Raw genomic sequence first — 11,682 nt, forward strand, 5'->3', positions numbered from 1 at the left:
GTCATGAGTGGGTTTGGTCGTAGGCATCTATTTTGTACAGTGTTGTGGATGATCTTGTGCATTACTGTGGATAAGTGAGTGAGTGATCAAGATATTGACGTTATAGGAATTAATGATTTTGGATTGGTGAAATACCCATTTATTGTGTTTTAAATGTTGTGCTTTTAAAAATTGATGAGGAAACATGTGAAATGACAGTTCGTGTTGCAATTAATGGGTTTGGTCGTATTGGTCGCAATATTTTACGTGCGCTTGTGGAAAGTGGACGACAAGATATTGAAGTGGTTGCAATTAATGATTTGGGATCGGTGGAAACAAATGCCCATTTATTACGCTATGATTCAGTTCATGGGCGTTTCCCTGGGATCGTTAAGGTGGTAGGGGATGCTATTGATGTAGGGGGTGGTTTAATAAAGGTATGCGCAGAGCGTGATCCTGCTCAATTGCCTTGGAAAGATTTGGATATCGATATTGCTTTGGAATGTACGGGTATTTTTACTGCGCGTGATAAAGCAAGTGCTCATTTAGATGCGGGGGCAAAGCGTGTTCTTATTTCTGCGCCTTCTGAAGGAGCAGATCTTACGGTCGTCTATGGGGTTAATCATCAATCTTTAAGCAGCGAGCATCGCGTTGTTTCAAATGCTTCTTGTACAACCAATTGTTTGGCGCCTGTTGCACAAGTTTTGCATAACACGGTCGGCATTGAAAAGGGCTTTATGACAACAATCCATTCTTATACGGGTGATCAACCTGTATTGGATACAATGCATCAGGATCTTTATCGTGCACGTGCGGCAGCTCTTTCTATGATTCCTACATCAACAGGAGCAGCAAAAGCTGTGGGACTGGTCTTGCCAGAATTAAAGGGGTTGCTTGATGGTGTATCGATTCGTGTTCCGACCCCTAATGTTTCTGTCGTTGATTTGACATTTATCGCTAAGCGTTCCACAACAATCGAAGAAATTAATACAGCTATTGCTACTGCTGCACAAGGTTCTTTGAAGGGCGTTTTGGACACTACAGAAGAGAAACTCGTGAGTTGTGATTTTAATCATAATCCTCATTCAGCTATTTTCCACAATGATCAAACCAAAGTGATTGATGGTAAGCTCTGTCGCGTTCTGGTTTGGTATGATAATGAATGGGGCTTTTCTAACCGTATGAGTGATACGGCAGTGGCTTTTGCTAAGACAATATAAGAGGACCTCAGGGTCCTCTTTTTATAGGGAAAAGTCTCATTTTTGTGCAATTTTGAGAAAAACAGATAGAGGCTGTTGTTCTCATGCGCTAGAGAGAAGAGGCTATTGAAACATTGATGATGTATTTTGTTTTAATACTGTGTCAATACGTGCTTTTAAAAGATGAATGAAAGAGTAAACTTTAAAAAGTAAGATCTGAACGAGATACCCTTTGAGAAAACGTTAGAAAACAGGAGATGTAAACTCTTTTTCCTAGAAGTAAAAGGAAGCTTTAATAGAGATCAAGTTGAGCCAATGCATTTGTTTGCCACAATGGAATATGAAGATTAAGAGCAATGGTGGGCTTTTGTACATTTGACGATAAAAGCTTTGGCTTTTCAAACAGAGGGTGAGAGATGGGCTGTCGTGGATCTCTTGTAAAAGCAAAGAGGGGGGGATAAGTGGAAAGAAAAGTGGGCAGGGTTGTTGGATGCGTTTTTATTTGAAACAATGGAAAGTGAAGAGGAAGCAGTGATGGGGTTTCGTACACTTGATGATGTTGATGTTTTGGGTAAACGTGTTCTGGTGCGCGTAGATTTTAATGTTCCTATGGCGCAAGGTAAGGTATGCGATGAGACGCGTCTTGTACGACATAAAGAGACACTCGTTGAGCTACAAAAGCGTGGTGCTAAACTTATTCTGCTTTCTCATTGTGGTCGCCCCAAAGGAAAGGTAGAGCAAGAGTTTTCACTCCGTCCTGTTGTGCAAGTGCTGGAAAAGATCATTAATCAGCCGGTTGCTTTTGCTCCTGACTGTATCGGTTCGGCGGTGCAGGTTGCAGTTGAGTCATTACAAAATGGTGGTGTTTTACTGCTTGAAAATGTTCGTTTTTATGCTGGTGAAGAAAAGAATGATTGTTCTTTTGCAGAAGCTTTGGCTCATAATGGAGATCTCTATGTTAATGATGCTTTTTCAGTTTCTCATCGTGCCCATGCTTCGGTGGAGGGAATAACGCATTTGTTGCCTTCTTATGCAGGACGCTCTTTGCAAGGTGAATTGCAGGCATTAGAAAAAGGACTTGGCAATCCAGCACGTCCTGTGGTTGCCCTTGTGGGAGGAGCAAAGGTTTCTAGTAAGCTTTTTGTGCTCAATCATTTGGTGGAAAAAGTTGACTCCTTAATTATTGGTGGGGGGATGGCTAACAGTTTTTTAGCAGCGCAAGGTATCCATGTAGGGAAATCACTGTGTGAACATGCATTGATGGAAACGATAAAAAAAATTATTAAAAAAGCGCGAGAGTGTCACTGTACGCTTCTGCTCCCTCAGGATGCTGTTGTGGGATTTCGTTTTGAAAAAGATGCACCGCATCGTCTTTATGACATTGAAGATATTCCACAAGATGGCATGATATTGGATATTGGGACGCGCTCTATTGCGCATATCAATGCTGCGATAGATGAAGCTGCTACTCTTGTGTGGAATGGACCCCTTGGTGTTTTTGAGATGCCTCCCTTTGATAAGGGAACCATTGCCGTTGCACGCCATGCAGCAGAACGTAGTTTGACGGGAAAGTTGGTTTCAATTGCGGGAGGGGGCGATACGGTTTTTGCCCTTAATCATGCCGGTGTTGCCAATGATTTTACTTATCTTTCGACTGCTGGAGGAGCTTTTTTGGAATGGATGGAAGGTAAGGTTCTTCCTGGTATTCTTGCCCTTATGCAGGCTTAAAGGGCTTCTTTGAAGGGGAAGGTTAAAGAAAAACTATACGGTCGTGTAGAGTGTTTTGATAGTGTTGCGCATTTTTAGAAATTAAGACAAAATAAGAGGAATTTTTTATGAATGAACGGCTTGAAGATATTGCACTTGCTTTGGTGCATGCGGGTAAAGGTATTTTGGCGGCAGATGAAAGTACGGCGACCATTGGAAAGCGTTTTGAAAGCATTGGTGTTGAATCCAATGAAGATAAGCGCCGTGCTTATCGTGAAATGCTTTTTAGTACAAAAGAAGCGATGGAAAACGCCATCTCTGGGGTTATTTTATTTGATGAAACCATTCGGCAAAAAGCATCAACTGGGAAAATGTTGACGGATCTTATTCGGGATTCAGGCGCTTTGCCAGGGATTAAAGTTGATACCGGTGCAAAACCCTTGGCTGCTTTTCCCCAAGAAACAATTACCGAAGGGTTGGATGGTCTTCGTGAGCGGCTAAAAGATTATTATGCTTTGGGAGCACGTTTTGCTAAATGGCGTGCGGTAATTGCTATTGATGAATACACTTTGCCAACAAGAGGCGCCATAAGACAAAATGCACAAGCTCTTGCACGCTATGCTGCCTTATGTCAGGAGTTCAATATTGTGCCCATTGTTGAGCCGGAAGTGTTGATGGATGGATCATCGTGTGGGCATTCAATTACACGCTGCTTTGAGGTGACACGCACTGTTTTGCAGGCTGTCTTTAAAGAATTGTTTGAAGCTCGTGTTCTTTTGGAGGGGATGATTTTAAAGCCCAATATGGTGATTGATGGAAAGGATGCTCGCAAGGCTTCTGTTGAAGAAGTTGCTGAAAAGACCGTCCAAGTGCTTAAACAAACTGTTCCTGCTGCTGTTCCAGGAATTGCTTTTCTTTCTGGAGGGCAGTCTGATCAGGAAGCAACGGCGCATTTATCTGCTATGAATTCTTTGGGCGTATTGCCTTGGAAATTGACCTTTTCCTATGGACGAGCACTGCAAGCAGCTGCCTTAAAAGCATGGGCGGGAAAAGATGAAAATATTGCTGTTGCACAGAAGGCCTTTCGTCATCGGGCTCGGATGAACCATCTTGCGGCTTTGGGACAATGGACAAAAGAACAAGAAAAAGTGTGCGATTGAAGCACAAGCCCTGTTCTTAAATGCGGAGAGATTTTGCATGTTTCTGCGTGATTTTTTGTGCCCTCATCATGATAAGAATGGCGGGGGCATTTTAGGCTTGAAAGCTTTCTCAGAGAGTTTTTTCCTTGGACCTTTTAAAAGTCTTTAATGGGTGCTATCGAGAGATAAGATTGCGGGAGAGGTGCAATTTCGAGAAGGGGAGACAATGCTAGGAAATTTGTGAATGCACAGCACTTTAGTATGGTGTCGTTCATGAGGTGGTACTTACTTTTTGCGTGAAAATCATAAAGCTCATACTGTATTGAAGAGTTTGATATTGTGATATTTTTTCTTTTTCATGTTATCATTACTTGTCATCGGCAGAATTCATTTGATTGCAGTTTCAAAGGTGGATTAAGCGGGTAGATTAGAAAGTTGCGATTTCTGAGCGGATTGGAATACAGCTTATGAAGCTTTTCTACGTCAGGATAGCTTCCTCTTCAATGGGGGTAGTTTTTCTATTAACGAGCGAATTGAATAACTCTTGCGAAAGAAAATAGATTTGCACCTCAATAAAACACCTATTTTTTCATTAAAATGGATAAATTTTTCTTGTATTTTTTGATGATATAATTACAAATGTCTAACTTCATAGCATCTTGGCTTAAAACGGGGGGAGTTGTGGACGGTATATCTTCTAAAAATAACAGTATATCTTCTAAGAATACAAGCATCAAAAGAAAAAATCGATACGCAGAACAGAGCTTTTCTGCAATTATGATGCGAAAATTGTGCAATATGGTGCGTGGGGTATTCGAAGGGATCTTTACAGTATTTACTTTCACAATTTTTCTTATCCTGTTCAACATACGTGGACCGGTTCATGCCATATTAAGCTTCTTTTCGGGTGCGAGTGGATTAGCGTGCTTTTTCTTTTTTGTCGGATACTACTTACAACGCCGCGAAGCAACAGCAGATGAAGCCGGTATATCGCTCACATTAATCTTAGCAATTGGTGAAGGCATTTTTTCTATTTGCTCCCTGTATGCTATGTGGGGTTACGACGCTCTCTTGTTCCGTTTAGCACCTCCTGGGTATGTTCTTATTCTCCCTGAATAAATAGAGTGCAATTCGTTTGCATACAAATAAAAATGAGAGGCTGTCTGCCTCTCAAATTCTTAATAATCGCTCTCCAAAATCATAACATCAAACCCGCGTTTAATGAATGGACTAACAAGCCTTGGGTCCTTAAGCCTCAAGGCAACCCTTTACAAGGGCGGTGCGCCTAACGGCATCCTTGACCTTAAGACACTCAAACGGCTTATTTTGTTTTTCTCATGTATGATATAAGGGGAAAGCTTCTCATCGTGCCTAAATGGTAACTTATCGTGTGTTAAATGGAAAAATGAGAAAAAGCATCTTTATGCAATATAATCCAATTATGATTTTTTGATTTGAAGATAAAGGGTTTAAAGTTCTACAAGACTGATACGATAAAGGGGGGAAGTTGCCTATCTTAGAAACTAAGGCGTATTTTAGGTGCTCTTGATATAGCTATCTCACCAAATGGTTTTGAAGACTTATCCTTTTAGCTCTATTCACTAAAAGGTCATTTTGAGGGGGCTTGGCTAATGAATGTAAAGGAAAATTAGCATGTAATATTTCGCTTTTCTGGTATAGATGCTGAATGAGTTAATTATCTAGAGGATCACTGAAGAGGGAGCGCTAAAAAATGATGGAAAAACCGCTGCATTTTGGTGAATTCGTGGTTGAAGATATAATCGTAAAACTTGGCTTATCTGTTCCTGAAACAGTTGAATGGTTTGAAATGGTTAGGGTGTCAGTTCTGCATATGCTTGGCTCGCTATACAAAAAAATTATGATTTAGTGCAAGCTTTTAAACATAAATACCCTAAAGATATATCTTCTTTGTATATGTTCTTATCATCGTTAATGTGCCTTCTTAAAGCATGATAGGGGGTGCTATAAAGTTGAGGGCTGTAAAATATATGGGGCTTGGAGGGGGTGAGAAGATGGTGTTCAATCGAAGTACTCTATCCTTATTTTTATGGGCTATGCCTGAAAGAGAGAGCTGGAGAGACAATTTATGAGCAAAGAGAACGGTGTTTTGAGGTTGCGGTGTCTGCAAGAGCAGAACAGTGATCGTGGTGATATTTACAAACAATAAATTTGATAAAATTTTACAATTTTGCCAAAAGCCAGTTTATTATAAAAGCTGTTGCTCATGTGCTCTCACAAAGTTATAAGAAGCTCAAAAGTGCTAAAAGAGTCTTTGCTCTTTTTCAATAATATGGATCTGCAAACAGTGTTCGTTTTTTTGAAAGAGAAGAAAAGGATATTCTTGCAATAGAGAGAAGCGTATTTGTGAATTACAATTTGTCATGATTTTCGGTAAACACTATTATTTATAGCGGTGAGAGAGGGTATGAAAAGTTTTTCATATTCAGTTTTTTAAAGAGTGTGGTCAGTCTTTAGGGTAGTGCTTGTGTCCCTAGAGCCTATCAAGTGAGCCGCATAAGGGTTTCAGCAAGCGAGCACCTATTATACTTTTTGCCAGCGTATACTCTTTTGTCAGCGCCCCAATGTTTTGACAGCCCTTAGAACGTAAAGGGGCAAGGGAGGTATTTTACCTCTTTCTTGTACCGTTTTACTCCACACACCAACTCTGCTTGTGATGAGCAAGCCAAGAGATTTTGTTTGACTCACTATGAGGGTTTGACATGAGAAAATCCTATGGTATTCATGATCTTTCATGGAAAACAATGAATTATCCTTATAAATCAACGTGACAGTGCTGTTATGAAGAGAACTCCTTGCACATCTTAATAGCCCATAGCGATTAACTTGGTATCATTTTATATTCTGTACACAGAAGTGTCTTTATAAAAATACTCCATCTTGCGCAGAAAAAAGAAAAACATCTCAATGCTTGCTTTTCTTTTTTCCATGAGAGATTTAAATTGATAAGCCTGTCTGAAAAGAGTGCTGTTTATGCCCTTAAAGATACTGCTCTTGTATCAAGATCACTTACTCAGGCGAAAATTGGAGTTTTGCGAGGTAAGCATAAACGCCATTTTTTGCCACAAGTTCGGCATGGGTTCCTTCTTCCACAAGGGCGCCTTTATCCATCACAAGAATGCGATCTGCTTTTAAAATTGTTGCCAAACGATGCGCAATGACCAATGTTGTTCGATTTTGCATCAACCCTTCTAAAGCGTCTTGCACCAACTTTTCACTGTTTGCATCTAAAGCAGATGTTGCTTCGTCAAGTAGTAACAGGGGTGCATTTCTTAAAATTGCCCGCGCAATACCAATGCGTTGTTTTTGTCCCCCAGAAAGCATGGTACCGCGTTCTCCTACTTGCGTATCCAAGCCATCTGGTAAAGCGTGAATAAATTCAAGTGCATTAGCCGCTTTAGCGGCAGCAAGGATTTCCTCTTCATGGGTATTTTCAGTTCCAAAAATAATATTATCACGCAATGTTCCATCAAAAATAGCAACATCTTGTGGAACATAGGAAATTGCACTGCGTAAATCTTGTAAAGAAAGGCGATTAATTTCTATGCCATCCAACCGAATTGTTCCATTTGTCGGGTCATAAAAACGAAGGATCAAAGAAAAAATGCTGCTTTTTCCTGCTCCGGAAGCCCCAACAAAAGCAACCGTTTCGCCTGCTTTTACAGAAAATGAAAGCGAGCGTAAAACCTTCTCTTGTGGTCTAGAAGGATAGGTAAAATCAACCTGATCAAAAACAAGTTCACCTCGAACAGGTTGCTCTAATGATAAAGCATTTTTAGGAGCTACAATAGTAGGTTGTTCTTGTAACAATTCGGCAAGCCGTTCAGCAGCGCCGGCTGCTTGGATTAATTCTGCTCCCAGTTCCGATAATTGCGCAAAAGTAGAAGCTCCAAAAACCGCATAAAGGACAAATTGCCCTAATGTCCCTCCTGTCATCGTTCCATTCAAAACATCACGCGATCCAATCCATAAAACAGCAACCACACTGCTAAAAACCAAAAAAATTGCAAACCCCGTAAAAAAGGAGCGCAAGATTACAGAAGCACGTGCTGTTTGAAAAGCACGTTCTATCAATTGTGAAAAACGTATTGTAACGAGTTTTTCAGCGGTAAAAGCTTGCACAGTGCGAATAGCACTTACCTGCTCTGTAGCAACAGCATTGGCATCTGCGAGACGATCTTGCGCCGCGCGGGTACGAGAGCGAACTTTACGTCCAAAGACTACTAAGGGAATGGCCACAACAGGAATAGCAGCTAAAACCAACAAAGACAATTTAGCATTGGTGATCACCATCATCACGACGGCTCCGATCACGATAATCAGCTGACGCAATGCGGTAGAGGCGGTAGAGCCCACAGCTAATTTTATTTGTGTGGTATCTGTTAGAAGCCTTGAAACAATCTCTCCTGAATGTGACCGATCAAAAAAAGCAGGAGAAAGTTTCATAATATGGACAAACACATCACGCCGTAAATCGGCAACAATCCGTTCTCCTAAGGTGATAACACAGTAATAACGGGCTGCTGAAGCAAATGCGAGAAACAAGGCTAAGATAAACAAAATTCCAAAGTAAAAATTGATATGTCCATGGCTTGAAGTAGAAAACCCATGATCAAACATTTGGCGGATAGCCACAGGCAAAGCTAATGTGACTAGAGCAGCAACAGATAACGCTAGAAAAGCAAAGATAAACAACCAACGATAGCGCAAAAGATAAGGAACAAAAATTGCAAGCGAAGAGAATGAAGATTTTTTAGGGGAAGACTTTGTCGATTTTTCTGAACGAGAACGTAATGTCATAAAATTTTGCTCACTGTATTGGATTTGTAACACTTGATACAATGATGTATCTTGAACACTTGTTTTTTGATGCGTGCTCAGTTATAGGAATAAATACTTTAAATCAATGTATCAAAAAGACAAAGGAAGTGCACTTAAAAAAACAAATAAGTGCTATTTCATTCTATAAACGCAAAAGGTTCGACGCATGAAAGCGAATATTCACCCCAATTATCATAAAATTACCGTTGTTATGACGGATGGAACCCAATATACGACGCGCTCTACTTGGGGAAAAGAAGGCGATACTCTTAATCTAGATATTGATCCAAGAACGCATCCGGCATGGACAGGTGGCTCCCAAACACTCGTAGATCGTGGTGGTCGTCTTTCTAAATTCAAAAATCGTTTTGGTAATATTGGCATGTAAAAGCCTCCTTTTATGGGGTACAAAGGTTTTAAACAAATCGATTGCAAATGGATGGATTTTTTATCCTATCAAAGAGTGCACTTTAAATATTAATTCAAAAACGCATCCGACATAAACAGATGGGTCTTAAACACTTATAAATCATTGTGGTTGCGTTTTTTAAATTCAAAAATCATTTTGAAATATACGCATAAATCCTTTCTTCCCTAGAGTATAAAGACTTGAAATAAAATAATTGCAAACTTTTCTTCTTTTTTTGGAACTGAACATATCCATGGAGAGGAAGTATTTTCCGCTTCTAAAGCTGCCAATGCATTTGAATTTATTCAAGCTTTACCAGATGGCTTGGATACGCAAGTAGAAGAACGTGGTACTATGCTTTCTGGGGGGCAAAAACAACGCATTGGTATTGCACTGGCGATTTTAAGAAATGCAGCCCTCTTGTTGCAAGCCGGCACCGTCATTATATTTGCCAACTCGTGGATGTTGCTACAGCCCTTGGCACTTGAGATAATTTATTATAGGCATTTTAAGTTCTTTCTTAATAGTTTTTTATTCACGCGGGCTTTCCCCGCCTGGTACGTGCAAAAGGCATGGTTTTGGTTGGTTCACCATGAAACATGGTTTGAAATGAGAGAATCCTACGGTATTCGGGATTCTCATTCAACATACAAAACAATGAATTATTATTATAAATCAAAATGTTGCCACTTGATGAAGCAACATTTTCTTTAGATGCAAACACTGAAAAGTTGGTGCAAGATACCTTAGAAGGATTGATACAAAATCCTAAATCCTGGTCATTGCACATCGTTTGGCAACAATTTTAAAAGCTAATCGTATTCTCGTGATGGATAAAGGCGCTTTTGTGGAAGAAGGAACACACAACTCATTATAAAAAATAATGTTTATGCGCATTTGGCTCAACTGCAATTTTCATCTGAGTAAGTGATCTTGATACAAGAGCAGTATCTTTAAGGGCATAAACAGTATTCTTTTCAGACAGGCTTATCAATTTGAAACTCTCATGGAAAAAAGAAAGGCAAGCATTGAGGTGTTTTTCTTTTTTAACGGGCTGTTCTTTTTTCTGCCTGACATTTTTATAAAGACACTTCTGTGTATAGAATGTAAAACGATGCCACGTTAATCTCTATGAATAATTAAGGGGAGAGCTCTCTTTATAACAGTATCTTCACGTTGATTTATAAGGATAACTCATTGTTTTTCATGAGAGGTCTTACATGGAATTTCTCGTTTCAAATTTGGTTATGTTGCATTAGTCAAAACCATGTCTCTTGCATGCTGCAAGCAGAGAGAGCTCGCGTGAAGTAAAAACACTTAAAGAAAGAATAAGTCCTCTTCATGAAGCGTCCCAAGTTTTAGGGGCTATCACAACGGGGGGCGCTGGCATAAGAGTATGATGGTGCTGGGCTACTTAAAGAAGAACTGCTAAATAGGCAGAGGCGCTTTTTATTGATGTTATAAAACAGTGCGAACAAAGCACGCAGTTTGTTTTGCTGTTTGGTTGAGTTAAGGTTTTTATTACTTTGAAAATCAATATTTCATGGATCATGCATTTTGAGGGCTTATAAGGCTTTTCTTTAAAGTACATAAATCATTAGAGCAGTACAATTAAATACAAATTGTTTTATTTTACCAGAAAAAATATCTATATTTTGTGTATTGTTTTTATTAAAATATAATATGTAGTTATTTTCAAATCAGATGTACACACAATGATACAATATCGAGAGATCGATAAAAGAGCTGCGTTAAATATTGGTGGGAATAAAAGAGAGCAAGAATGGAAGAAGACATAAAATTGGCAATAGCTTTCATAATAGCTATAATTAAGGTCATTTGGAAATGGGGGAAAAAATGTGGGAGTGTAAGATGCGGCGTTATGATTTTCTGCATCATATGGATGGGGAAGTCGTGGTATTCGGGATACTCAGTGGATTTTTTGTTCGGTTTGGCAATGATAGTGTGTTGTGGGGGAAGCTTAATGCTTGCATTGGCAATTTATCAGAACAAGCATTTAACTAAACAACTTGAGCAAAAAGAGCAAGAGTGCGCTGGATATCAAGATATTATTGCTCAAGGGGAACAGAAATGTCTTCAATTGACTGAACAACTTGAGAAAAAAAAGCAAGAGTGCGTTGGATATCAAGATATTATTGCACAAGGGGCATATAAGTGTCTTCAATTGACTGATCAACTTGAGCAAAAAGCGCAAGAGTGCGCTGGATATCAAGATATTATTGCACAATGGGAACAGAAGTGTCTTCAATTGACTGACCAACTTGAGCGAAAAGAGCAAGATTGCGCTGGACATCAAGATATTATTGCACAATGGGAACAGAAGTGTCTTCAATTGACTGACCAACTTGAGCGAAAAGAGCAAGATTGC

Annotated in this window: 8 protein-coding genes and 3 pseudogenes; 10 read left to right on the forward strand and 1 reads right to left on the reverse strand. The window is 39.6% G+C overall.

The annotated features are described in order from the left end of the window. Positions 1 to 191: 191 nt before the first annotated feature. From gap to ACFILO_RS03425, 5 genes are all read left to right on the forward strand, one after another. Positions 192 to 1,199, forward strand: coding sequence for a type I glyceraldehyde-3-phosphate dehydrogenase (gene gap, locus ACFILO_RS03405; RefSeq protein WP_375677830.1), 1,008 nt, complete (start codon positions 192 to 194; stop codon positions 1,197 to 1,199). A gap of 513 nt (positions 1,200 to 1,712) precedes the next feature. Further along, positions 1,713 to 2,906 carry a phosphoglycerate kinase gene (locus tag ACFILO_RS03410; RefSeq protein ID WP_375632092.1) on the forward strand — a complete coding sequence of 398 codons (1,194 nt, stop codon included), beginning with the start codon at positions 1,713 to 1,715 and terminating at the stop codon, positions 2,904 to 2,906. A gap of 107 nt (positions 2,907 to 3,013) precedes the next feature. Continuing rightward, positions 3,014 to 4,045: a class I fructose-bisphosphate aldolase gene (locus ACFILO_RS03415; RefSeq protein WP_375628681.1), complete on the forward strand. Its 1,032-nt coding sequence runs from the start codon at positions 3,014 to 3,016 to the stop codon at positions 4,043 to 4,045. Between the two features lie 660 nt (positions 4,046 to 4,705). Beyond that, positions 4,706 to 5,143, forward strand: coding sequence for a hypothetical protein (locus tag ACFILO_RS03420; protein WP_375677831.1), 438 nt, complete (start codon positions 4,706 to 4,708; stop codon positions 5,141 to 5,143). 613 nt (positions 5,144 to 5,756) lie between these two features. Next, positions 5,757 to 5,912: a hypothetical protein gene (locus ACFILO_RS03425; protein WP_375613193.1), complete on the forward strand. Its 156-nt coding sequence runs from the start codon at positions 5,757 to 5,759 to the stop codon at positions 5,910 to 5,912. 1,160 nt (positions 5,913 to 7,072) lie between these two features. Here ACFILO_RS03425 and ACFILO_RS03430 read toward each other — a convergent pair. Beyond that, on the reverse strand, positions 7,073 to 8,863 hold the full coding sequence (locus ACFILO_RS03430; RefSeq protein ID WP_375677832.1) for an ABC transporter transmembrane domain-containing protein: 1,791 nt from the start codon (positions 8,861 to 8,863) through the stop codon (positions 7,073 to 7,075). Positions 8,864 to 9,050: 187 nt separating this feature from the next. On the opposite strand from ACFILO_RS03430, the gene rpmE reads away from it, so the two are divergent. The 5 genes and pseudogenes from rpmE to ACFILO_RS03455 form a co-directional block, all read left to right on the forward strand. Beyond that, entirely contained in the window at positions 9,051 to 9,272 is a 222-nt protein-coding gene (gene rpmE, locus ACFILO_RS03435; protein ID WP_005774581.1) for a 50S ribosomal protein L31, read from the forward strand. 255 nt (positions 9,273 to 9,527) lie between these two features. Next, positions 9,528 to 9,719 (forward strand): annotated as a pseudogene (locus ACFILO_RS03440) (ATP-binding cassette domain-containing protein); the annotation flags it as partial. 254 nt (positions 9,720 to 9,973) lie between these two features. After that, a pseudogene (locus ACFILO_RS03445) lies at positions 9,974 to 10,220 on the forward strand (ABC transporter); the annotation flags it as partial. 930 nt (positions 10,221 to 11,150) lie between these two features. Next, the gene (locus tag ACFILO_RS03450) at positions 11,151 to 11,318 is read left to right on the forward strand and encodes a hypothetical protein (protein WP_273790483.1); all 168 of its coding nucleotides are present in this window, start codon (positions 11,151 to 11,153) and stop codon (positions 11,316 to 11,318) included. After that, a pseudogene (locus tag ACFILO_RS03455) lies at positions 11,278 to 11,682 on the forward strand (hypothetical protein); the annotation flags it as partial. The gene ACFILO_RS03450 and the pseudogene ACFILO_RS03455, both read left to right, overlap by 41 nt.

Origin of the sequence: Bartonella sp. AP72JLCBS (assembly GCF_042195705.1) — a bacterium.
In the GTDB taxonomy this organism is placed as follows: Bacteria; Pseudomonadota; Alphaproteobacteria; order Rhizobiales; family Rhizobiaceae; genus Bartonella.

Bases quoted from the DNA above. Each gene is read 5' to 3' on its own strand.
- rpmE (WP_005774581.1), top strand. From the start codon at position 9,051: ATGAAAGCGAATATTCACCCCAATTATCATAAAATTACCGTTGTTATG.
- ACFILO_RS03425 (WP_375613193.1), top strand. From the start codon at position 5,757: ATGATGGAAAAACCGCTGCATTTTGGTGAATTCGTGGTTGAAGATATA.
- ACFILO_RS03410 (WP_375632092.1), top strand. From the start codon at position 1,713: ATGGGGTTTCGTACACTTGATGATGTTGATGTTTTGGGTAAACGTGTT.
- ACFILO_RS03430 (WP_375677832.1), bottom strand. From the start codon at position 8,863: ATGACATTACGTTCTCGTTCAGAAAAATCGACAAAGTCTTCCCCTAAA.
- ACFILO_RS03450 (WP_273790483.1), top strand. From the start codon at position 11,151: ATGTGGGAGTGTAAGATGCGGCGTTATGATTTTCTGCATCATATGGAT.
- gap (WP_375677830.1), top strand. From the start codon at position 192: ATGACAGTTCGTGTTGCAATTAATGGGTTTGGTCGTATTGGTCGCAAT.
- ACFILO_RS03415 (WP_375628681.1), top strand. From the start codon at position 3,014: ATGAATGAACGGCTTGAAGATATTGCACTTGCTTTGGTGCATGCGGGT.